This window comes from Klebsiella sp. WP4-W18-ESBL-05 (assembly GCF_014169075.1).
In the GTDB taxonomy this organism is placed as follows: domain Bacteria; phylum Pseudomonadota; class Gammaproteobacteria; order Enterobacterales; family Enterobacteriaceae; genus Kluyvera; species Kluyvera ascorbata_B.
In genome coordinates, this window is record NZ_AP022057.1 from 837,561 (window position 1) to 860,178 (window position 22,618).

General features: G+C 56.3%; 22 protein-coding genes and 1 pseudogene. 14 read left to right on the top strand and 9 right to left on the bottom strand.

From position 1 onward, the window contains the following. Nucleotides 1-49: 49 nt before the first annotated feature. Both H7R58_RS04055 and H7R58_RS25585 read left to right on the top strand, forming a co-directional pair. Nucleotides 50-547, top strand: a complete 498-nt coding sequence (locus tag H7R58_RS04055; RefSeq protein ID WP_106929711.1) for a TIGR00645 family protein — start codon at nt 50-52, stop codon at nt 545-547. Between the two features lie 16 nt (nt 548-563). Beyond that, nucleotides 564-722, top strand: a pseudogene (locus H7R58_RS25585) (hypothetical protein); the annotation flags it as partial. A 42-nt stretch (nt 723-764) separates the two neighbouring features. Here H7R58_RS25585 and H7R58_RS04060 read toward each other — a convergent pair. Further along, nucleotides 765-1,805 carry an aldo/keto reductase gene (locus H7R58_RS04060; RefSeq protein ID WP_182930021.1) on the bottom strand — a complete coding sequence of 347 codons (1,041 nt, stop codon included), beginning with the start codon at nt 1,803-1,805 and terminating at the stop codon, nt 765-767. A gap of 198 nt (nt 1,806-2,003) precedes the next feature. On the opposite strand from H7R58_RS04060, the gene H7R58_RS04065 reads away from it, so the two are divergent. Continuing rightward, nucleotides 2,004-2,294 (top strand): DUF2623 family protein, encoded by a 291-nt coding sequence (locus H7R58_RS04065; RefSeq protein ID WP_106929715.1) that lies wholly within the window; start codon nt 2,004-2,006, stop codon nt 2,292-2,294. A gap of 30 nt (nt 2,295-2,324) precedes the next feature. Here the strand turns inward: H7R58_RS04065 and yghU are convergent, their stop codons facing one another. After that, nucleotides 2,325-3,191: a glutathione-dependent disulfide-bond oxidoreductase gene (gene yghU / locus H7R58_RS04070; protein WP_106929717.1), complete on the bottom strand. Its 867-nt coding sequence runs from the start codon at nt 3,189-3,191 to the stop codon at nt 2,325-2,327. A 252-nt stretch (nt 3,192-3,443) separates the two neighbouring features. On the opposite strand from yghU, the gene gss reads away from it, so the two are divergent. From gss to H7R58_RS04085, 3 genes are all read left to right on the top strand, one after another. Further along, the gene (gene gss, locus H7R58_RS04075) at nt 3,444-5,309 is read left to right on the top strand and encodes a bifunctional glutathionylspermidine amidase/synthase (RefSeq protein WP_106929719.1); all 1,866 of its coding nucleotides are present in this window, start codon (nt 3,444-3,446) and stop codon (nt 5,307-5,309) included. A gap of 134 nt (nt 5,310-5,443) precedes the next feature. Further along, nucleotides 5,444-6,625 (top strand): aminotransferase-like domain-containing protein, encoded by a 1,182-nt coding sequence (locus tag H7R58_RS04080; protein WP_182930022.1) that lies wholly within the window; start codon nt 5,444-5,446, stop codon nt 6,623-6,625. Nucleotides 6,626-7,089: 464 nt separating this feature from the next. Then, nucleotides 7,090-9,387: an FdhF/YdeP family oxidoreductase gene (locus H7R58_RS04085; protein ID WP_182930023.1), complete on the top strand. Its 2,298-nt coding sequence runs from the start codon at nt 7,090-7,092 to the stop codon at nt 9,385-9,387. On the opposite strand, the gene H7R58_RS04090 is transcribed toward H7R58_RS04085, so the two are convergent. Genes H7R58_RS04090 through murQ form a run of 5 tightly spaced genes read right to left on the bottom strand, consistent with a single transcriptional unit; the run spans nt 9,384 to nt 13,181 of the window. Continuing rightward, the gene (locus H7R58_RS04090; RefSeq protein WP_106929725.1) at nt 9,384-9,674 is read right to left on the bottom strand and encodes a DUF202 domain-containing protein; all 291 of its coding nucleotides are present in this window, start codon (nt 9,672-9,674) and stop codon (nt 9,384-9,386) included. The two genes, H7R58_RS04085 and H7R58_RS04090, sit on opposite strands and share 4 nt — an antisense overlap. Continuing rightward, entirely contained in the window at nt 9,671-10,006 is a 336-nt protein-coding gene (locus H7R58_RS04095; protein ID WP_106929727.1) for a YidH family protein, read from the bottom strand. The genes H7R58_RS04090 and H7R58_RS04095 overlap by 4 nt, the downstream gene beginning before the upstream one ends. After that, entirely contained in the window at nt 10,003-10,863 is an 861-nt protein-coding gene (locus tag H7R58_RS04100; RefSeq protein WP_182930024.1) for a MurR/RpiR family transcriptional regulator, read from the bottom strand. Before H7R58_RS04100 ends, H7R58_RS04095 begins: the two co-directional genes overlap by 4 nt. A 58-nt stretch (nt 10,864-10,921) precedes the next feature. Next, nucleotides 10,922-12,277 carry a PTS transporter subunit EIIC gene (locus H7R58_RS04105; protein WP_182930025.1) on the bottom strand — a complete coding sequence of 452 codons (1,356 nt, stop codon included), beginning with the start codon at nt 12,275-12,277 and terminating at the stop codon, nt 10,922-10,924. Then, complete coding sequence (murQ, locus tag H7R58_RS04110) at nt 12,267-13,181, bottom strand: N-acetylmuramic acid 6-phosphate etherase (RefSeq protein ID WP_106929733.1); 915 nt, start codon at nt 13,179-13,181, stop codon at nt 12,267-12,269. The genes H7R58_RS04105 and murQ overlap by 11 nt, the downstream gene beginning before the upstream one ends. Before the next feature lie 191 nt (nt 13,182-13,372). Here murQ and H7R58_RS04115 point away from each other — a divergent pair, with 191 nt between their 5' ends. Together H7R58_RS04115 and H7R58_RS04120 are read left to right on the top strand one after the other, a co-directional pair. Next, nucleotides 13,373-13,714: a TehB family protein gene (locus H7R58_RS04115; RefSeq protein WP_106929735.1), complete on the top strand. Its 342-nt coding sequence runs from the start codon at nt 13,373-13,375 to the stop codon at nt 13,712-13,714. Between the two features lie 48 nt (nt 13,715-13,762). Then, the gene (locus H7R58_RS04120) at nt 13,763-14,392 is read left to right on the top strand and encodes a deoxynucleoside kinase (protein WP_182930026.1); all 630 of its coding nucleotides are present in this window, start codon (nt 13,763-13,765) and stop codon (nt 14,390-14,392) included. A gap of 322 nt (nt 14,393-14,714) precedes the next feature. On the opposite strand, the gene H7R58_RS25485 is transcribed toward H7R58_RS04120, so the two are convergent. Continuing rightward, nucleotides 14,715-14,930: a hypothetical protein gene (locus H7R58_RS25485; protein ID WP_320108694.1), complete on the bottom strand. Its 216-nt coding sequence runs from the start codon at nt 14,928-14,930 to the stop codon at nt 14,715-14,717. Then, nucleotides 14,912-15,892, bottom strand: a complete 981-nt coding sequence (locus H7R58_RS04125; protein ID WP_000019445.1) for an IS5-like element ISKpn26 family transposase — start codon at nt 15,890-15,892, stop codon at nt 14,912-14,914. The genes H7R58_RS25485 and H7R58_RS04125 overlap by 19 nt, the downstream gene beginning before the upstream one ends. 1,042 nt (nt 15,893-16,934) lie before the next feature. On the opposite strand from H7R58_RS04125, the gene fimA reads away from it, so the two are divergent. From fimA to H7R58_RS04155, 6 genes are all read left to right on the top strand, one after another. After that, nucleotides 16,935-17,486 (top strand): type 1 fimbrial major subunit FimA, encoded by a 552-nt coding sequence (gene fimA, locus H7R58_RS04130; RefSeq protein ID WP_106929741.1) that lies wholly within the window; start codon nt 16,935-16,937, stop codon nt 17,484-17,486. Between the two features lie 68 nt (nt 17,487-17,554). Continuing rightward, nucleotides 17,555-18,094 carry a type 1 fimbrial minor subunit FimI gene (locus tag H7R58_RS04135; RefSeq protein ID WP_106929743.1) on the top strand — a complete coding sequence of 180 codons (540 nt, stop codon included), beginning with the start codon at nt 17,555-17,557 and terminating at the stop codon, nt 18,092-18,094. 44 nt (nt 18,095-18,138) lie between these two features. After that, complete coding sequence (locus H7R58_RS04140; RefSeq protein ID WP_413774305.1) at nt 18,139-18,840, top strand: fimbria/pilus periplasmic chaperone; 702 nt, start codon at nt 18,139-18,141, stop codon at nt 18,838-18,840. 73 nt (nt 18,841-18,913) lie between these two features. Beyond that, entirely contained in the window at nt 18,914-21,550 is a 2,637-nt protein-coding gene (locus tag H7R58_RS04145) for a fimbrial biogenesis usher protein (protein WP_182930027.1), read from the top strand. Between the two features lie 10 nt (nt 21,551-21,560). Then, nucleotides 21,561-22,088 carry a type 1 fimbrial adaptor subunit FimF gene (locus tag H7R58_RS04150; RefSeq protein ID WP_182934624.1) on the top strand — a complete coding sequence of 176 codons (528 nt, stop codon included), beginning with the start codon at nt 21,561-21,563 and terminating at the stop codon, nt 22,086-22,088. A gap of 12 nt (nt 22,089-22,100) precedes the next feature. Then, nucleotides 22,101-22,604 (top strand): type 1 fimbrial minor subunit FimG, encoded by a 504-nt coding sequence (locus tag H7R58_RS04155; protein ID WP_182930028.1) that lies wholly within the window; start codon nt 22,101-22,103, stop codon nt 22,602-22,604. Nucleotides 22,605-22,618 lie beyond the last annotated feature (14 nt).

Here is a 22,618-nt window from a genome sequence, read left to right on the forward strand (position 1 = left end):
TGCCTGATTGAGATATACTAGGGCGAATCTGACTCAAAAACAGGACATTATGGAACGCTTTCTGGAAAATGCGATGTACGCATCGCGCTGGCTTCTGGCCCCGGTTTATTTCGGTCTTTCTCTGGCGCTGCTGGCCCTGACCCTGAAGTTCTTTCAGGAGATTCTGCATGTACTGCCGAACATTTTCAGCATGGCGGAAGCCGATCTGATCCTGACGCTGCTGTCGCTGGTGGATATGACGCTGGTGGGTGGCCTGCTGGTGATGGTGATGTTTTCTGGCTATGAAAACTTTGTCTCGCAGCTGGATATCAGCGAGCACAAAGAGAAGCTGAGCTGGCTGGGCAAAATGGATGCCACTTCGCTGAAGAATAAAGTGGCGGCGTCGATTGTTGCTATCTCGTCTATTCACCTGCTGCGGGTGTTTATGGACGCTAAAAACGTACCGGATAACAAACTGATGTGGTACGTGATTATTCACCTGACCTTTGTTCTGTCGGCCTTTGTGATGGGCTATCTCGATAGCCTGACCCGCGGGAAAAAGTCGTGATGTAGGCCGGATAAGGCGTTCACGCCGCCATCCGGCAGCGTGCGCCGAAATGCCTGATGGCGCTATGCTTATCAGGCCTACAGATTCTCCCAGCGCGGCTGTGGTGATATGCACGAGATGTAGGCCGGATAAAGCGTTCACGCCGCCATCCGGCAGAGTGCGCCGAAATGCCTGATGGCGCTATGCTTATCAGGCCTACAGATACTCCCGGGCGCGCTTACTTATCCGACGACGCCTGCCACAAATTCAACTGCCCATCGGCGACATGCTTGTCAATCTGCGCCAGTTCCTCTGCTGAGAAGCTCAGGTTCGCCAGCGCCTTCACGTTCTCTTCGATTTGTTCCGGCCGGCTGGCACCAATCAGCACGGATGTCACGCGGCTGTCCTTCAGCAGCCAGCTTAGGGCCATCTGCGCCATCGACTGCCCGCGCCGTTGCGCCATTTCGTTGAGCAGGCGCAGGCTGCTGAGGTTGCTTTCGCTCAGCATATTTTCCGTCAGGCCGCGCGCCTTTTTGCCTTCCGTTTGCATGCGCGAACCGTCCGGAATGCCGTTAAGGTATTTGCCGGTCAATAGCCCCTGCGCTAGCGGGGTAAACGCGATGCAGCCGACGCCGTTGTCCGCTAGCGTATCCAGCAGACCGCTCTTATCGACCCAGCGGTTGAGCAGGTTATAAGAAGGTTGGTGAATCAACAGGGGGATTTTCCACTCGCGCAGCAGCGCGACCATCGCCTGCGTACGCTCAGATGAGTAAGAGGATATGCCGACGTACAGCGCCTTACCGCTCTGTACCGCCTGAGCCAGCGCGCTGGCGGTCTCTTCCATCGGCGTTTTCTCATCAACGCGATGAGAATAGAAAATATCGACGTAGTCCAGCCCCATCCGCTGGAGGCTCTGGTCGAGGCTTGCCAGCAGATACTTGCGCGAGCCGCCGGAACCATAAGGCCCCGGCCACATATCGTATCCGGCTTTGGTGGAGACGATCAGCTCGTCGCGGTAGCTGGCGAAGTCCTCCTTCAGCAGGCGGCCAAAGTTCTCTTCGGCGCTGCCCGGCGGCGGGCCATAGTTATTCGCCAGATCGAAATGGGTGATCCCGCAGTCAAAGGCTTTACGCAGCAGCGCGCGCTGGCCTTCTAACGCGTGGATGTGGCCAAAACTGTGCCATAGGCCAAGGGACAGTGCAGGGAGCTGTAAACCGCTGCGGCCGCAGTAGCGATACTGCATGTCTTCATAACGGGCTGGGTTTGCTTGCCAGGCCATAGTTTCTCCTTCTTTTTTTGAAACGCTGTTTCCAGAATACTGGCTTTACGCCAGGCCGCCCGTCGTCGCGATCACACTGCCGCGAATTGGCGCACGAAAAGGCGCGGCTTTCCCCTTTGGGGGTAGCGCCGAAATAGCGCTAGGCATCGCTTAAAAAATCGCTATATAATTTTATATATAACGATTGAGGAGACGTCGATGGATAACCATTTTGGCAAAGGGTTGATCGCGGGTCTGAAGGCGCCTTATGCCGACAGCGCGCAAAAAGTGATTGGTTTTTGCACCGATTATAAACGCGGGTTTGTGCTGGGATTTTCGCACCGGATGTTTGAGAAGACGGGGGACCGCCAGCTGAGCGCCTGGGAAGCGGGAATTCTGACGCGGCGCTATGGCCTCGACAAAGAGATGGTCATGGATTTTTTCAGAGAGCACGATTCCAGTACTACCGTGCGTTATTTTATGGCGGGATACCGTCTGGAAGGGCAATAAAACCGGGCGCAGAGCGCCCGATTAACGCCGCTACTGCTGACGCTTATCTTCCGTGTTGGTGTCAAAATCGCTAGCGTCATGCCGCTCGTGCAGCTGTTCATTCAACGGGCCGCTGGTGCGGTTCACCATGCGGCCGCGCTGCACGCCCGGGCGGCTGGCGATATCTTTCGCCCAGCGCATTACGTTCTTGTAGCTTTCGGCATCCAGGAACTCCGCCGCGCCGTACACGTTGCCCAGCACCACGTTACCGTACCATGGCCAGATGGCGATGTCGGCGATCGTGTACTCTTCGCCCGCCACGTAGCGACCGCGTGCCAGCTGTTTATCCAGCACGTCGAGCTGGCGTTTGGCTTCCATCGTGAAGCGGTTGATTGCGTACTCAATTTTCACCGGCGCATAGTTGTAGAAGTGGCCAAAGCCGCCGCCGAGGAACGGCGCAGAGCCCTGAAGCCAGAACAGCCAGTTAAGGGTTTCAGTACGCCCTGCCGGATCTTTTGGCAGGAAGTGGCCAAACTTTTCCGCCAGATACAACAGAATATTGCCGGACTCAAACACGCGGGTTGGCGGGGTGGTCGAGTGGTCGCGCAGCGCCGGGATTTTCGAGTTCGGGTTCACCTCGACAAAACCGCTGGAGAACTGGTCGCCCTCACCAATACGGATTAACCACGCATCGTACTCAGCCTCCGTAACGCCCAGTGCCAGCAGTTCCTCAAGCATAATAGTGACTTTCTGACCGTTCGGCGTGCCGAGGGAGTATAGCTGTAACGGATGATGGCCAACCGGCAGCGTCTGTTCATGCGTTGCGCCGGAGACGGGGCGGTTAATATTGGCGAATGCGCCGCCGCTGTTTTGCGTCCACTCCCAGACTTTGGGTGGCTGATAGGTGTTCTCTGACATAATCGCTCGCCTTATATTGATGATGTGTTTGGACAATCAAGTTTAGCAGCCTCAGGCAAAAATCCGCGCTAACCTGCCGCGCATCCCGCGTACTGAAACCGCCAGGTATTGTGGATGCCCATTTTTCAGATGAATATTTTTCCTCCGCAGCGGCCATCCTCGCCTGCACGGGTGTATGATTAATCCACTTTTGTTGGATTAATTTCAACGTGCGGGGCGATAAAAATCGCGACGCGCGTTTGAGGAAGGTTCATGAGCACGGGAAGTACCAATAGTGACGCCCCATTTGGCACGTTGTTGGGGTATGCGCCGGGTGGCGTAGCGATTTACTCTTCGAATTACAGCAGCTTAAAACCGGGCGACATGCCTGACGACGCCTCGTTTCGTAGCTACATTGATAACGAATACATGGGCCACAAATGGCAGTGCGTTGAGTTTGCCCGCCGCTTCCTGTTTATCACCTACGGTTTTGTCTTCACCGACGTCAGCATGGCCTATGAAATCTTCTCCCTGCGCTATCTGCGCCAGGTGGTGAACGACGCCATCCTGCCGCTACAGGCTTTTGCCAACGGCTCCCGTCGCCCGCCGCTCGTCGGCTCGCTGCTTATCTGGCAGAAAGGCGGCGAGTTTAACGAAACCGGCCACGTGGCGGTGATTACCCAGTTGCTGGGGAATAAGGTGCGTATCGCCGAACAGAACGTGCTGCATTCGCCGCTGCCGGCAGGGCAGCAGTGGACGCGCGAGCTGACGCTGGAAGTAAAAGACGGGCACTACACGCTGCATGATACCTTCGACGACACGACGATTCTGGGCTGGATGATCCAGACCGACGATGCGCGTTACAGCCTGCCCCAGCCGGCCATTGCCGGTGAAGCGCTGAAGCTGGGCGGCGCACGCCTCGACAACCACGGTCAGTTCGACGGTGAATGGTTGAACGAAAAAGACTCGCTCCAGCAGGCCTATATCGCGGCAAACGGCCACGTGATTAACCGCGATCCGTACCAGTACTTCACCATGACCGAGAGCGCGGAGCAGGAGCTTATCAAGGCGACTAACGAGATGCATCTGATGTATCTCCACGCCACCGATAAAGTCATGCGCGACGATAACCTGCTGGCGCTGTTTGATATTCCGAAAATTCTTTGGCCGCGTCTGCGCCTTTCGTGGCAGCGCCGCCGCCACGACATGATTACCGGGCGCATGGACTTCTGCATGGATGAGCGCGGGTTGAAGGTGTACGAGTACAACGCCGACTCCGCCTCTTGTCATACCGAAGGCGGGCTGATCCTCGAACAGTGGCTGAAAACCGGCTATCGCGGCAACGGTCATAACCCAGCGGAAGATCTGCTGGGTGAGCTGGTCGGCGCGTGGAAGCACAGCCTGGCACGGCCGTTCGTGCACATCATGCAGGACAAGGATCTGGAAGAGAACTACCACGCGCAGTTTATGCAGCGTGCGCTGGAGCAGGCGGGCTTTGAGAGCAAAATTCTTCACGGTCTTGATGAACTGCACTGGGATGCTGCCGGCCAGCTGATTGACGGCGACGGACGGCTGGTGAACTGCGTGTGGAAAACCTGGGCATGGGAAACGGCCATTGAGCAGGTGCGCGAGGTCAGCGAAGACGAGTACGCGGCGGTGCCGATTCGTACCGGCAGCCCTGATGGCGAAGTCCGCCTGATCGACGTGCTGCTACGCCCGGAAGTGATGGTCTTTGAACCGCTATGGACGGTGATCCCCGGCAACAAAGCGATCCTCCCGGTGCTGTGGTCACTGTTCCCGAACCACCCATACCTGCTGGATACCGACTTTGAAGTCAGCGAGCATCTGGCGAAAACGGGCTACGCCATTAAGCCGATTTCCGGGCGCTGCGGCAGCAATATCGATCTTGTCAGCGGCCACGACCAGCTGCTGGATCAGACCAGCGGGAAATTCGTCGATCGGAAAAATATTTACCAGCAACTTTGGTGCTTGCCAAACGTGGCCGGAAAATATATTCAGGTATGTACCTTTACCGTCGGCGGTAACTACGGCGGCACCTGCCTGCGCGGCGATGATTCTCTGGTGATAAAAAAAGAGAGTGATATCGAACCGCTGGTGGTCATTAAAGATAACGAATAAAGGCAAGCAGGCCGGATAAGGCGGAGCCGCCATCCGGCAATCTGTGTTGGGTTGCCTGATGGCGCTTCGCTTATCAGGCCGACGTAAAGAAAGCCTGCAATCAACACAACAACAAGACAGAAAAGGAACATAGTATGCACGACAGGCGACTCGCCGCCCGCGCGCGGGAGCTTAAACCCTCCGCCGTCCGCGAACTCCTCAAACACAGTAAACTGCCCGGCGTTATTTCGCTCGGCGGCGGCATTCCGGCACCGGAGCTTTTTGATACCGAAGGGCTGGAGCTGGCGGTGCAGAAGGTGATGCGCGAACGCTTCAACGATGCGTTCCAGTATGGGCTGACCGAAGGCTATCCGCCGCTGCGTCAGGCCGTCAGCGAACTGTGTCAGGCGCGCGGCGTGGCCTGTCAGGCAAGCCATGTTTACATCACTTCCGGTTCGCAGCAGTCGCTCGATATCGTGGCGCGCACCCTGCTCGATCCGGGCGACACGATTGTTGTTGAACGCCCGACCTATCTGGCGGCGCTACAGGTGTTCCAGCTGGCGCAGGCCAATATTCTGAGCGTTGATACCGACGACAACGGAATGCTGGTAGAACAGCTCGCCGAACGGCTGGCGACCACGCGGGTTAAAGCCGTGTACCTGGTGCCCACTTTCGGCAACCCGGGCGGCAAAACCCTGAGTGACGATCGCCGCCGCCGTCTGGTTGAGCTGGCGAAGCAGTATGACTTTGTCATTATTGAAGACGATCCGTACGGTGAAATCAGCTTTACGGACGAAGTGCAACGCCCGTTGTACCAGCACGCGCTGGAATTGGACTGTGAAGATCGCGTGGTTTACACCTCAACCTTCTCGAAAATTCTTGCGCCGGGAATGCGTATCGGCTGGATCGTGATGCCGGACTGGCTGGCACAGCAAACGGTGATCGTGAAGCAGGCGGCGGATCTGCATACCAACATGCTGTCACAGGTGATTACCGCGGAGTATCTCACCATGAATCGCCTGGAAAGCCAGATCGCGCTGATTCGTGAAGATTACCGTAAGAAGTGCGATGCGCTGGCCGACGCGCTGGAAAGTCGTCTGGGCGAGCATCTGGAATTCAGTCGTCCGAAAGGCGGGATGTTCCTGTGGGCGCGTTTCCGCTATCCGTTTGATACCATGAAATGGCTGGAAAAAACGCTGGAAAATGGCGTGGTGTATGTGCCGGGTGAAGCGTTCTATAACGACAATCCGGATACCCGCACGCTGCGTTTATCCTACTCAACGGTGTCGCAAGACGGGCTGATGACCGCCGTAGAACGTCTGGCTAAGTCACTGTAGTATTTGATATTCCGCGCCAATGGCTGGCGCGGAACCCCCTCCCCGAATTTATTCCGGTTCGGCAATTCTGTCGTCAAGCCAGATCAGCATCAGCGATGCCAGAAAGGCGACGGCGGCGGTGCCAATAAATAACAACATAAGAAATTCCTCAGCTTATTTTTATTATTATTCTGCTGCTTACCAACGTGTTCGATTTTGTCATCGTCGACATCACAGGGCCCAGTGAAAAAAGAGACAAGAAAATAAGAGGTTGTTCGTATCAGATCAACCCCTTTTTTCATGTGGAGTCCGTGCGTGTTTTACGTCATGACCAGGCAAAAACGCGCGCGCTATGCCACCCGTTGGGAGCAGCGCACTAACCCGTTGAGCGTACGCCCACCGTACCCCGTGAAGAGGAAATCATTAGGCAAGGGAACTTGCTACCGTATTCGCTATTGAAAGGGCGTACAAAATAAGCGGTAAAAATGAACAACGGCGTTCCGGGTGTAAGCGGTTATCAAGGGCCGGCAGGGGGATGGGGGGCGGTGAAAGCGGTCGCCGCTTCGGTATTTTCACAAAAGGCCGTTGCGCGCGATATTATCGCCATGTTCCGCATGAACCAGGTGAAGGGCTTTGATTGCCCCGGCTGCGCCTGGCCTGACCCGGGCCATCGTTCGCCGATGGAGCTGTGCGAGAACGGCGTAAAAGCCGTTTCCTGGGAAACGACCAGCAAGAAAGCCTCGGCGGAATTTTTTCGCCAGCATACCGTCGCTGAACTGTGGCAATACAGTGACTATGAGCTGGAAAACAGCGGCCGGTTAACCCATCCGATGAAGTACGATCGTGAAAGCGATACCTGGCAGCCGGTTGACTGGCAGGTGGCCTTCGCGGAAATCGGCGCGCGCCTGCGCAGCTATGCCTCTGCGCAGCAGGTCGAGTTTTATACCTCCGGGCGTACCTCCAACGAAGCGGCGTTTCTGTACCAGCTTTTTGCCCGGGAATACGGCAGCAGCAACTTCCCTGACTGCTCCAACATGTGCCATGGGCCGACCAGCGTCGGGCTGACGCAGGCGATTGGCCTGGGCAAAGGCACCGTTGAGCTGGCGGATTTTGAACATTGCGAGCTGGTCATTTGTATTGGTCATAACCCGGGGACTAACCACCCGCGTATGCTGAGCACCTTACGGGAAGTTGCGCAGCGCGGCGCACGCATCATCGCGATCAACCCGCTGGCAGAGCGTGGCCTGGAACGCTTTAGTTTCCCGCAAAGCCCGACCGACATGTTCAAAGGCCATTTCACGGCGCTCAGCCATGACTATTATCAGGTCAAAATGGGTGGCGATGCTTCGCTGCTAAAAGGGGTGATGAAAGCGCTGATTGAAATGGATGAAGCCCGTATTTTGCTTGGCCAGGAACCGTGCCTCGACCGCGCGTTTCTGGCTGAGCATACCCACGGCTATCAGGCGCTGTATGATGATCTGCACCGCTGCCAGTGGGCGGATCTGGAGCAGGATTCCGGCCTGACCCGCAGCCAGATGGAGGATCTTGCCTACCGCTATGATAAATCTAACGCCACCATCATTTGCTATGGCTTAGGGATCACGCAGCATAAGAACGGCACCGAAAACGTTCAGCAGCTGATCAATCTGCTGCTGCTGAAGGGAAATATTGGCAAACCCGGCGCGGGAATTTGCCCGCTGCGCGGCCACTCAAACGTGCAGGGCGATCGTTCGGTAGGCATCAACGAAGCCGCCTCAGAGGATTTCCTTCAGCGTCTGGAAGCACGCTTTGGTATTCAGGTATCGCGTGAGCACGGGCGCGCCAGCGTAGAGAGCATTCGCGCGATTGAACGCGGCGAGGCGAAGGCGCTGATCTGCTTGGGCGGTAACCTGGCGGTGGCGATGCCGCAGCCGCAGCGTACTTTTGAGGCGATGAAAAAGCTGGATCTCCAGGTTCATGTGGCGACCAAGCTGAACCGCTCGCATCTGCTGATGGCACAGCACAACTATCTGCTGCCGGCGCTGGGTCGCACCGAGCGCGATATACAGGCAGGCGGCATTCAGTCTGTCACCGTGGAGGACGCCATGTCGATGGTGCACGCCTCTTGCGGTGCGCTCAAACCGGCCTCGCGCTGGTTGAAGTCGGAACCGGCCATTGTCGCCGGGCTGGCGCGGGCCACGCTGCCGGACTCGCCGGTCAACTGGGAAGCGCTGGTGGGCAACTACGACCTGATTCGCGAAGCGATTGCCGACGTGATTCCGGCGTTCGCTGATTACAATGCCCGCATTGTCGCGCCGGGTGGTTTCCGTATGGATACGCCGGCATCGCGCCGCGAATGGCATACGTCGACGGGCAAGGCCAATTTTGTGGTCAGCCAGCGGCGCGCCGTCGAGCGCGAGCAGCAACCCGCCGAAGCCTTAGTGCTGGCAACGCTGCGCAGCCACGATCAGTACAACACCACCATTTATGGTATGAACGATCGCTATCGGGGTATTAGCGGCCGCCGCGATGTGGCGTTTTTAAGCCAGCAAGAAGCCGACGCGCGCGGGCTGGCGGAAGGCGACGTGATTAACATCCAGGCGCTGGATGAGAGCGGAACGCCGAGCGTCGATCGCGCGATGTACGGTCTGACCGTGGTGATTTACAGTATGGCCGCGGGATCGCTCGGCGCCTATCTGCCGGAAGCCAATGTATTGCTCTCGCTGGACGCGGTAGACAGCCAAAGCCTGACGCCAGCGTATAAAAGCGTACCGGTGGTGATTGCTAAAGCGTCGGCTCGCTAGCGGTGCAACAGGAACCAGATACCGGCGAGTACCACGCTCAGGGACAGCCATAAGTGTCGGCCTATCACTCGCGCGTTGACGCAGATTTCCGGTTGGGCCAGCTCCTTTTTGCGGGCGCTGACGGCGCCCAGAATCAGCCGTAGCCCTATCAGGACCAGCGCCAGTTGAAAGGCAGAAAACGCGCCGAGCTTGACCAGCATCATCACCATCGCCGCCAGTACCAACGAGCTGCGCCCCCAGGAAAGCTGGGTGCGCTCTTTTTGTAACCCCGGATCGCGCGAGATCATAGCGCCAGGCCAATCACCAGCGCGCCCAGCAGCATCAGTACGCCGGTCAATAGCGACAGGCTGCGGCTATAGCAAAAAGCCTGTTCCAGCCGCATTGCTTTTTCGTTTTGATACCAGCGCAAAAACGCCCAGCCACCGGCGAAAATGGCGACCAGCGCGAGCAGAATAACCAGCCACTGGCCGTGACGCATGACCCCCAGATGATGCTCGCGCAGCAAGATATCGACGCCGATTGCGGTGGCGAGAAACGCCAGCGCGGTCCGTATCCATGCGAGGAACGTGCGCTCATTGGCGAGCGAAAATCGGTAGTCGGGATCTTTGCCCATTTTCATGACGTGCCGCCTTTTTGCTGGCGTCGATCGATGGTGCGCAGCGCGGTGGACATGCTGTCCGGCGAGACCAGGCTGTTGATGCGGAAGAACAGAATATCGAAGGCGATCATCTGTAAGATTTGCGGCGTGACCATGCCGAGCTTCTCGTGCGCCTCGCTATAGCAATAGGGGATCACATATTCAGCAAGCTGGCTAACTTTGTTTTTACCGTAGCGGGTAATCGCCATCGTGTGCGCCCCGCGCTCGCGGGCCAGGCTTAGCGCCTCAACCACTTCCGCCGTTTCGCCGCGCGCGGATACCGCCAGCAGGACGTCGCCGGGCTGTAGCAGAGAAGCCTGCACAATCTGCGTATGGTAATCGTAGTTGAACTGGACGTTCAGACCGCAGCGGATCAGCTTGTGGTTGATATCCAGTGCGATCAGCGCCGAGGTGCCAATACCGACCAGCACGATCTTACGGCTGTCGATCAGTCTCCGGGCGCAGGTGTCGATAATGGGCGCGTCGAGAAGATCCAGCGACCGCTCGATCTTACTGGCGAACAGTACTCTGGCCTTCTCAATCATCAGATCGGTGGGATCGTCCGCCTCAATACCCTCATAGATTTCCTGCCGGCCAGCGGTTTGCTGGGGGCGGCTGGCGGCGGCAAGCCGCAGCTTCAGCTCGGGGAAACCGCTACAACCCAGCGCCTTGGCATAGCGAATAACCGACGAGTCGCTGATGCCCAATTCTTGCCCCATACGGGTAGCGCTGAGATCGGAAATATCAAAATTTCGTGCAATCAGGAACGTCGAGATACGACGATCGCCGCCGGTTTTGGCATTTGCCAGGGCCTGAATTTTGCTGATGATCGATTCCATTACGTACCTTATCTCTCGTCGTGGGAAAGGGCGCGGTGCGCCCAGTGCCTGATTATGACTATTCTTGCGGATCGGTAAAGCCCAGGATCATGGCGGCGATGAAACCTACAATCCATGCGCTGAGTACCGCCAGCAGGAAAGGCAGAATTTGTCCGGCGCCAACCAGCGGCAGCAGCGACAGCCCGGCGGTGCCGAAGGGAATGATAATGCCCACTTTGCAGGCCGCCATCACTGCGCCGCCCGCCGCGCCGCCGATGCAGCCGGCGATAAACGGTTTACCCAGCGGCAGAGAGACGCCGAACAGCAGCGGCTCGCCGACGCCGATGATGCCGACCGGTAACGCGCCGGAGATGGTTTTTTTCAGGCGCGGATTTTTCGTTTTCAAATAAACGTAGGCCGCTGCGCCAACCTGACCCATGCCGCCCATCGCCAGAATCGGGAACAGATAGTTGAGCCCGAACGTGTCGAGGATCTGCGCATGAATCGGAATCAGCCCCTGGTGTAAGCCGGTCAACAGCAGGAACAGGAAGCCGCCGCCGAGCAGCGCGCCAACGGCGACCGAGCCCGCGGAGTTATTCAGCAAAGACAGCGCCACCAGATCGCCCAGCCACTGGTTTACCGCGTGCGCCAGCGGCTGGAGAATCAACAGCGCGGCGAGCGATGACACAAGGATCGTGACCATCGGCGTTAAAATCAGATCGAGACTCTCTTTGCAGTAACGACGGAACCACAGCTCAAATTTTGCCGCAAAGACGCAGACCAGCAGCACGGCGAAAATCCCGCCGCCGCCCGGCGTCAACGCACTGCCGAAGAGTTTAATATTGGCCAGATCCGGCGCGGCAAGCACTGCCGCCATAACAGCGCCGATAGCGGGGGAGGCCTGCAATTCTTTCGCCGTATTCATGCCGATCATCACCGCCAGTACGGTAAAGACCGCTTTACCCATCACCGTCAGTAGCGCAAACAGATCCTGATGGCTGGCGACAAACTCGGGGCCAATCAAGCGGCAGACGTTGACCAGCCCAAGGATCAGCCCGCAGCCGATCAGCGCGGGGATCGTGGGGACAAAAATGGCGGCCAGGATATTCAGGCTGCGGCGAATGGAGAAGGGTTTACGCACATTGTCGTCTACCGCTGGCGTGACGCCGGCGTGATTCAGGCGTTTGGTCAGGATGCCGGTCACTTTCGAGGCGGTACCCGCACCGACAATAATCTGGAATTGCTCCCCGGCGTCTACCACGCCCTTCACGCCGTCGGTTTTACGCAGCGCTTCGGCGTTAAACCGGCCGCGATCGCGCAGCACCACGCGCACGCGGGTCATACAGTGGGTCAGCGTGACGACGTTGTCGAAGCCGCCAATATGTTTCTCAATGGCGTCAGCGATATGCTCCAGATGTTCTATTTTATTGGCCATGAGCGGCTCCTGATAATAGCTGATCTTTTAGGGCGACAAAGGGTTGAGCGGCTAACGCCAGCGCTGCCTGCGGGGAGAGATTCAGCAGGTTGCTCAGCACCGCCGCACGTACGTTGTAGTTCACCGGACGTAGTAGCGATTGCGCCTCGGCATTATCGACATCGCAAATCTGCGCCACCATATGTTCAGCCCGGCGCAGCAGCTTTTCGTTGGAGGCTTTAACGTCAATCATCAGGTTGCCGTGAACGCGTCCCAGCTGAATCATGGTGGCGGTGCTGATCATTCCGAGCAGCATTTTTTGCGCGGAACCGCTTTTCATCCGTGTTGAACCGGCCAGCGCTTCGGCTCCGACGTCCGGGGCTACCGCGACATCTGCCTGCTGCGAGATGAGACCTGGGCCACGGGTAGTGAGGGCAATGGTTTTTGCGCCAATCTGGCGCGCGTAGTCGAGCGCCGACATCACGAACGGCGTGCGCCCGCTGGCGGCAATACCGAGAACAACATCCTGCGCGTTCAGCCCGCGAGCGCGTAGTTCGGCTACCGATGCTTCGGTGTCATCTTCGACGTTTTCCACGGCGCGCAGCATGGCGTCCAGCCCACCGGCAATGACCGACTGTACCCGATCCGGGTCGGTGCCAAAGGTTGGCGGGCATTCGGCGGAGTCCAGTACGCCCAGGCGACCGCTGGTACCGGCGCCGACGTAAAACAGCCGGCCACCGCTTTTCATCTGCGCGACAATCAGCCGTACAGCCTGTTCAACCTGCGGGAGCACGCGGCTAATGGCCTGCGGTACGCGAGCGTCGTGTTCGTTCAGCAGCGACAGCATTTCGGCCAGCGGCAGGTCAGCCAGGTGGCAGGTATCGACGTTCTGTTCTTGCGAGATGGTAAAAGCGAGCGGATTCATGCGTAGCCTCTGTTGTTTTTCGACATTTAAATTGTATATAAATGTCGATTGTCGACAAATGGCGATGTGCAAAAGTGTGATGGCTGACGAAGAATGTTGTTCATTTGATAATGAGATTTATTATCAAAATGGCTTTACAGGTAAAATTATAAGATGTATTTTAAATGCATCTTATAGAGCTGGAGGTGAATATGAGCCATCGCAGAATCCCGAAAAACTGGACCATCAAACGTTCAACCCCGTTTTTTACCAAAGATAATGTTCCTGCGGCGCTGCTGAGCCACCACAATACTGCCGCCGGCATTTTTGGTCAGCTGTGCGTGATGGAAGGGACCGTGACCTACTATGGTTTCGCCGACGAGCAGGCAACCGAGCCGGAAGTGAAAGTGGTCATCAACGCCGGCAGCTTCGCAACCAGTCCTCCGCAGTACTGGCACCGTATCGAGATGACCGACGATGCGCAGTTTAATATCAACTTCTGGGCCGAGCCGACATTCTCCGGCGAAGACGTATACAGCGCGAAAAAATCATAGCCCGACGCTCCCCCTGTAAAGAGGGGGAGCCTGCCTAAGGATAGTGCAATGCAGATTGTTGCCATTGAGGCGAATATCGCCGCAGGAAAAACCACGCTGCTTGAACCGCTGGCCCAGGCGCTGTCGAAACTGACGGGTAGCGTCTGGACGGTTGTTCGGGAGCCTGTCGATGAAGACCCGGTATTTCTGGAACTGCTTCAGCTTTTTGTGGAAAGCCCCAATGATGCGGATGCCCGGGTGGCTTTTCAGCTATATATCACTCGCAGCCGCCAGGCGCTGTTGAGCAATATTGCGGAGGGAAATTATGTGATTGAGCGTTCGCTATTTAGCGATATTGTGTTCTGCCACGCGAATTTTCTGACCACCGAACAACCGTCGGCCCGCTATATGTCCTACTTTTATCAAATTAAGCATTATCTTAAGTGTTACCCGCCGATCGATCTGGTGGTGTACATCGACCGTGATGCAAGGGCCTGCTTTGATGCCTGCCGGGCAAGAGGTCGACCCGGAGAAAGCCAGTATTCGCTGGACTACTTTGCCGATCTTAAGGCGTTTCATGATGCCTGTCTGCCGCAAATCACCCGCCAGTACGGTTCGAAACTGCTGACGCATCGGGTAGGCGCAGGATTTGCCAACCCGGAATCGCTGGCCGGCGAGGTGCTGCAACAACTGCGCTAATCGTTTCTTCAGGCGTGGCGTTTATCATGGGACGCTATGCTTGGTCATTTCTGTTATTAGATTGTAACCCCCCTCTTTGTTATTCCCGCATCGCCACGCCAGCCTGCACGCGTTTATCCAGGTCGTAAAACGACGTCTATACTCTTTATCAGGTAGTTAGCTGTCGTAATAGATACGCTTTCAGGGGTAAATTCTGCAGCGCGAATCCCTTGCGAATCAATTATGGTATTTTTGTTTAAATCGCGTTAATTGATCTAGATCAATTTATATGTTTGTAAAAATTAAGTTAAATTGCGCATCAGGATATAAATTTTACATAAAATTACAATTTGCGCGTGGCGTATATCAATACGTATAACTTCTTATTCTTAGGGAAGGTGCGAATAAGCAGGTCATTTCTTCCCAAGCTGACTCGCTGATTAAAATTTCGCGGATCTGGGCCGATTTTTTTCCCGCAAACACATCGAATCAGCCTATTTAGGCTATTTTTTCCACCATTTCTGGCGTTATTTCCGGTTTTTACTGAGATCTCTCCCACTGACGTATCATTTGGTCCACCCGAAACAGGTTGGCCAGGGTGAATAACATCGCCAGTTGGTTATCGTTTTTCAGCAGCCCCTTGTATCTGGCTTTCACGAAGCCGAACTGCCGCTTGATGATGCGAAACGGGTGCTCCACCCTGGCACGGATGCTGGCTTTCATGTATTCGATGTTGATGGCCGTTTTGTTCTTGCGCGGATGCTGCTTCAAGGTTTTTACCTTGCCGGGACGCTCGGCGATCAGCCAGTCCACATCCACCTCGGCCAGCTCCTCGCGCTGTGGCGCTCCTTGGTAGCCGGCATCGGCTGAGACAAATTGCTCCTCTCCATGAAGCAGATTACCCAGCTGATTGAGGTCATGCTCGTTGGCCGCGGTGGTGACTAGGCTGTGGGTCAGGCCACTCTTGGCATCGACACCAATGTGGGCCTTCATGCCAAAGTGCCACTGATTGCCTTTCTTGGTCTGATGCATCTCCGGATCGCGTTGCTGCTCTTTGTTCTTGGTAGAGCTGGGTGCCTCAATGATGGTGGCATCCACCAAAGTGCCTTGGGTCATCATGACGCCTGCTTCGGCCAGCCAGCGATTGATGGTCTTGAACAATTGACGGGCCAGTTGATGCTGCTCGAGCAGGTGGCGGAAATTCATGATGGTGGTGCGATCCGGCAGGGCGCTATCCAGGGATAATCGGGCAAACAGGCGCATGGAGGCGATTTCGTACAGGGCATCTTCCATGGCACCGTCGCTCAGGTTGTACCAATGCTGCATGCAGTGAATACGCAGCATGGTCTCCAGCGGATAGGGCCGTCGGCCATTGCCCGCCTTGGGATAAAACGGCTCGATGACAGCGGTCATATTCTGCCATGGCAGAATCTGCTCCATGCGGGAGAGGAAAATCTCTTTTCGGGTCTGACGGCGCTTAGTGCTGAATTCACTATCGGCGAAGGTGAGTTGATGGCTCATGATGTCCCTCTGGGATGCGCTCCGGATGAATATGATGATCTCATATCAGGAACTTGTTCGCACCTTCCTTAGAAAAATCCTAAAAACAAATTCTCTATTTCATTGATCTTCTTGTTTTTATTAAGCAATTGATCGATTAGGGCGATCTATATTCATAAAATCAATTGATGATATCTATCAATAATAATGAATTGATCGTTTTTGACGATATATATTGGCTGTGTATATAATTAAACCGAAGTTTAGGTAACTCAGTTTTAGAATCAGGAATTATGGATACTAAATAAAAAATTCGGACATGGTCGTTGGGGTAATATATGAGGCAGTGTATTATCTCGGATAACAGTTTTTTTCTTTTGGCATTGCAAGACGACGAAGTTATTCAGGATGGTAACGTTTCGACAATCCACTCCTGGCAGCTGCGGTCGAAGTGCTATTTACGCACCTCGATCAGCGACATTTTTATTGTTTATATTTCTGATATCGTTGAGCGACATCGGATACTCGGCTTATTGGCTTCGTCTACGTCTCATTGCCGAATTATACTGTTATACAAGATGGATGTTTCCTCCAGCTATGCTTTTCAGGGGCCGTTTCCTTGGCTAGTCTCTGAAAAGATTAGCTTTTCAGAGCTTTACTCATGTCTGTATAAGGCGAGTAAAACTATTTTTGACCAGAGAGGTTTCTCTGAACAAGAGATGATTGTCTTTCGCTATCTCTGCGAAGGGTATTCCGTCTCACAAATAAATAAACTGGCAGGGCTCAGCGAAAAGCATATTTATTATTTGAGGCAGAAGACCAAAAAGATGTTTGGTCTGCGTGGGAATAGTGCCGCGACAATCTCGTTTTATCTGGATATATCAAAGCTAAACCCTCGATGGTAGCGCTATTGCAGCCATCCGGATAATCATGCCTATTGTTGGGAACGAGTCGTTTTTACATAAATAAATTTAGTACGTCAGGTGGAGCCTTTGGTGCCCGCCTTCATCGTTGTTTGTAACACGCTGAGAATAATATTCTCAATTAATAAGGAGTAGGTTTTATGGGCTTTCATAAAGTTGCGCTGGTAATTATTTCTGCGCTGTCTCTGAGTTCAGCGGCTGCGCTGGCGGCAGATACTACCACCGTTAACGGCGGCACCGTTCATTTTAAAGGGGAAGTGGTTAACGCGGCCTGCGCCGTCGATGCGGGCTCTGTTGATCAGACCGTACAGATGGGTCAGGTGCGTTCAGCAAAACTGGCAACGGCGGGCAGCACCAGCTCGGCGGTCGGTTTCAACATCCAGTTGAACGACTGTGATACCAACGTATCGACCAAGGCGTCCGTTGCCTTCTCCGGTACTGCGATTGATACCACCAATACCACCGTGCTGGCTCTGCAGGGCTCCGCTTCCGGCGGCGCGACCAACGTAGGCGTGCAGATCCTGGATAACAAAGGTACGCCGCTGGCGCTGGATGGCGCAACCTTCAGCAACGCGACCACGCTGAACGACGGCACCAACGTCATTCCGTTCCAGGCGCGCTACTACGCGACCGGTGCGGCAACGGCCGGTACCGCGAACGCCGACGCAACCTTCAAAGTGCAGTACGAGTAATCCCTAAAGCAGGGATGCTGACCGGGCCAGGATGGCTCGCTATTGGTAAAGGAACAGAGGTGATAACCATGCAATGGATGAAATGGGGACTGCTGATTTTTCTGCTGCCTACCGTCACCCTGGCCGGGAATCGCTGGAACGTCACGCTGCCTGGCGGAAGTATGCGGTTTCAGGGCGTTGTTATCGCCGAAGCCTGTAGCGTCGCGGCAAGTGACCGCATGATGACGGTGACCATGGGGCAAATCAGCAGTCATCGTTTTCACGCCGTAGGTGAAGAATCCAGGCCGATTGCGTTTGATATTCATCTGGAAGATTGCAGTACGGAAGTCAGCCAGCGCGTGGGCGTGTCGTTTCAGGGCGTCGCCGACGGTAAAGATCCCAACATTCTCTCGGTAGGTGAGGGCGCGGGGATCGCCACCGGTATTGGCATTGCGCTGTTTGATGACCAGGGCGGCTCCATCCCGCTCAATCAGGCTCCGGTTCGCTGGACCAAACTCAACGACGGACCGACGACGCTGCATTTTGTGGCGAAATATCGCTCGACCGATCGTCAGGTTGTGGGGGGCACGGCCAACGCACAGGCCTGGTTCGCTCTGACCTACGAGTAATTAACCGAATACAGGATATGACGGTGAGTACAACAAGGGTAAACATGAAAATAACGTTGATGATGCGTGGCCTGCTGGTGGCGGCGCTGCTGATGGCCGCAAACGGGCTGGTTTCCCGTGCGCAGGCCGGCGTTGCGCTGGGCGCCACTCGGGTCATCTACCCGGCGGGGCAGAAGCAGGTGCCGCTGGCGGTAACCAACACCGACGATAGCAGCACGTATCTGATCCAGTCATGGGTGGAAAACGCCGCTGGCGCGAAAGACGGGCGCTTTGTCGTTACGCCGCCGCTGTTTGCCATGCAGGGTAAAAAAGAGAACACCCTGCGCATTCTTGATGCCACGAATAATCAGCTACCGCAGGACCGTGAGAGCCTGTTCTGGATGAACGTGAAGGCCATTCCGGCGATGGATAAATCAAAACTCAGCGATAACACGCTGCAGCTGGCGATTATCAGCCGTATAAAGCTCTATTACCGACCGGCCAAACTGGCTATGCCGCCGGAGCAGGCTGCGGAAAAACTGACGTTTCGCCGCGATGCCGGCACGCTGACGCTTATCAACCCCACGCCTTACTACCTGACGGTGACCGATTTGAATGCCGGAACGCGGGTGCTGGAAAATGCGCTGGTGCCGCCAATGGGGGAAACACGGGTCAAAATACCGGCAGATGCAGGTGGTGAGATTACCTACCGAACTATTAATGACTATGGCGCACTGACGCCGCGCATGATCGGCGCGATGCGATAAGCCGCGAGAGCGTCTTCGTTTTCCCAGAACAGAATAATAACTGACGGCCGGGCGATGTCGAACCGGAGGGACTATGCCATATCTGAAATTTGGCCTCGACCATTTGGAGGCCCGTCGCTTGCGACAGCTGGCGTCACGCTCGGTCAGCGCGCTTGCGCGGCTTCCGGTGGCTATTATGCTGGCGTCACCGACTTTTTTCGCCCAGGCGGAGCTGTATTTTAACCCCCGTTTTCTGGCCGATGATCCTGCCGCAGTAGCGGATCTCTCCGGTTTTGAGAAGGGGCAGGAACTGCCGCCGGGGACCTACCGCGTCGATATCTACCTGAACGATGGCTACATTACGACCCGTGATGTGACGTTCAACGCCGGCGAACACGGCCAGGGGCTGCTTGCCTGCCTGACGCGCAGCCAACTGGCCGCTATGGGGCTGAATACCGCGGCGGTCGGCGGCATGAGCGCGCTGGCGCCCGATGCCTGCGTGCCGCTGGCCGAAACGATTAAAGATGCGACTCAGCGCCTGGACGTAGGCCAGCAGCGGCTGTATCTGACCATTCCGCAGGCCTTTATGGGCAACCGTGCGCGCGGCTATATTCCGCCGGAGCAGTGGGATGACGGGATTACCGCCGGGTTGTTGAACTACAACTTTACCGGCAATAACGTGCATAACACGGTTGGTGGCAGCAGCCAGTACGCCTATTTAAACCTGCAAAGCGGGCTTAACGCGGGCGCGTGGCGGCTGCGCGACAACAGTACCTGGAGCTACAGCAGCGGCGGCAGCGGTTCGAGCAATCAGAACAAATGGCAGCACATTAACACCTGGGTTGAGCGCGATATTCGAGCGCTACGCTCGCGTTTGACGCTTGGCGACAGCTATACCAACGGCGACATTTTCGACGGCATTAACTTCCGCGGTGCACAGCTGGCTTCTGATGACAATATGCTGCCGGATAGCCAGAAAGGCTTTGCGCCGGTTATCCACGGTATTGCCCGCGGCACGGCGCAGGTGTCTATCAAACAAAACGGCTATGAGATTTACCACAGTACGGTGCCGCCTGGCCCTTTCACCATTAACGATCTCTATGCCGCAGGCAACGGCGGTGACCTGCAGGTCACCATTAAGGAAGCGGATGGCAGCAGCCAGAATTTCAGCGTGCCGTACTCTTCGGTGCCGGTGCTACAGCGTGAAGGCCACACGCGCTATGCCCTGACCGCCGGGGAATATCGCAGCGGCAACGATCAGCAGGAAGAGCCGACGTTTTTTCAAAGCACGATACTGCACGGGATGGCGGCAGGATGGACGCTGTATGGCGGCACCCAGTTGGCGGACCGCTATCGCGCCGTTAACGTCGGGGTCGGTAAAAACATGGGCGATCTGGGCGCGCTGTCGGTGGATATCACCCAGGCGAACGCCACGCTGCCCGACGACAGCCGACAGCAGGGTCAATCGATTCGTTTTCTGTACAACAAATCGCTCAGCGATCTGGGCACCAATATCCAGCTGGTGGGCTACCGTTATTCCACCCGTGGCTACTATAGCTTCGCGGATACCACCTATCAGCGGATGAGCGGCCACAGCGTTGAAACCGAAGATGGTCCGGTCTACGTGAAGCCAAAATTCACCGACTATTACAACCTGGCCTACAGCAAACGCGGCAGGTTACAGGCGAGCATCACCCAGCAGTTGGGGCGTACCTCCACGCTTTATGTGAGCGGCAGCCACCAGACCTACTGGGGAACCGGCAATGCGGATGAACAGTTTCAGGTTGGCCTGAACACGGCGGTTAACGACATCAACTGGACGCTGAGCTACAGCCTCACTAAAAACGCCTGGCAGGAAGGCCGGGATCAGATGCTGGCGATTAACGTCAATATTCCGTTCAGCCACTGGCTGCGTTCAGACAGCCAGTCCGCCTGGCGGCACGCCAGCGCTAGCTACAGCATGTCGGACGATCTTAATGGGCGAATGAGCAACCTCGCGGGGCTGTACGGCACGATGCTGGAGGGGAATAACCTGAGCTACAGCGTGCAGACCGGCTATGCGGGCGGCGGGGATAGCAGCAGCGGCAGCACCGGCTACGCCTCGTTGAACTATCGCGGCGGCTACGGCAACGCCAACGTCGGCTACAGCCGCAGCGACGGCATCAAACAGCTCTATTACGGCATGAGTGGCGGCGTACTGGCTCACGCCAATGGGATTACGCTGAGCCAGCCGCTGAACGACACCGTCGTGCTGATTCGCGCCCCGGGTGCGGAAGGCACAAAAGTGGAAAATCAGACCGGGGTACGTACCGACTGGCGTGGCTATGCGGTGCTGCCGTACGCCACTGAATACCGGGAAAACCGCGTGGCGCTGGATACCAACTCGCTGGCGGATAACGTCGATCTGGACGATGCGGTGGTCAGCGTTGTGCCGACTCATGGCGCGATTGTCCGCGCGGAATTTAAAACCCATGTCGGTATGAAGCTGCTGATGACGCTCACCTACGACGGTAAAGCCGTGCCGTTTGGCGCGATGGTGACTTCAGACAGCAACCAGAACGGTAGCATCGTCGCCGATAACGGCCTTGTGTACCTGAGCGGGATGCCGCTTGCCGGAAAGGTACGAGTCAAATGGGGTGACGGTGCGAACGGCAGCTGCACGGCGGACTACCGCCTGCCGGCCGATAGTCAGCAGCAGCCGTTAGTTCAGCTATCGGCCGTGTGCCGCTAAGGAAAGGAAGATGAGGAAACCCCAGTACTGGCTGAGCGCCATTTTCGCGCTGGCCGCTGCGAACGCGTATGCCGCCGATAGCACGATCACCATCAGCGGCAACGTCAGGGATAACGGCTGCGCCGTCGCCGGTGAATCCAAAGACTTTACCGTCGACCTGATGAACAACGCGGCTAAGCAGTTCAGCACGGTAGGTGCGACCACGCCAGCCGTTCCGTTTCGCATTGTGCTTTCCCCCTGCGGCGGCGCGGTGAGCGCGGTGAAGGTGGGTTTTGTTGGGGTAGCCGACGCTGAAAACACCCGGTTGTTGAAGGTGGATGGTGGAACATCAGCCGCGGCGGGGATGGGGATTGAAATCCTCGATGGGCAGCAGACCACGCTGCCGCTTAATGCGGCGTCTTCTGCGATTGACTGGACCACGCTGACCCCCGGCCAGACCAATACGCTGAACTTTTATGCCCGCCTGATGGCCACGCAGCTCCCGATTACGCCGGGCCACGTGAATGCCACGGCGACGTTCACTCTTGAATTTCAGTAAGCGGAGGCGCTGATGAAACGCACCTGTTACAGCTGGCTGCTGGCGGTATCGCTGGTGACGGCTTCTCCAATGCTGTTGGCCGCCGATGTGACCATTACCGTCAACGGTAAAGTGGTGGCGAAACCGTGTACGGTTTCAACCAGCAATGCGGCCGTTGAGCTCGGCGATTTGTATACCTTCAGTTTAATGTCGGCGGGATCGTCCTCCGCCTGGCACAGCGTCGCGCTGGAGCTGAGCAACTGTCCGGTGGGAACGTCGCGGGTAACCGCCAGCTTCAGCGGCACCGCTGATGCCACCGGCTATTACCAGAATCAGGGTACGGCCCGTAACATCCAGCTTGAGCTACAGGATAACGGAGGCAATACGTTGAATACCGGGACCAGTACGGCAGTGCAGGTGGATGAGTCATCACAGTCCGCGCGTTTTCCGCTGCAGGTGAGGGCGCTGTCGGTAAACGGCGGTGCCACCCAGGGAACTATCCAGGCGGTGATTAACGTTACCTATACCTACGCCTGACCAGGAGAAGAGAG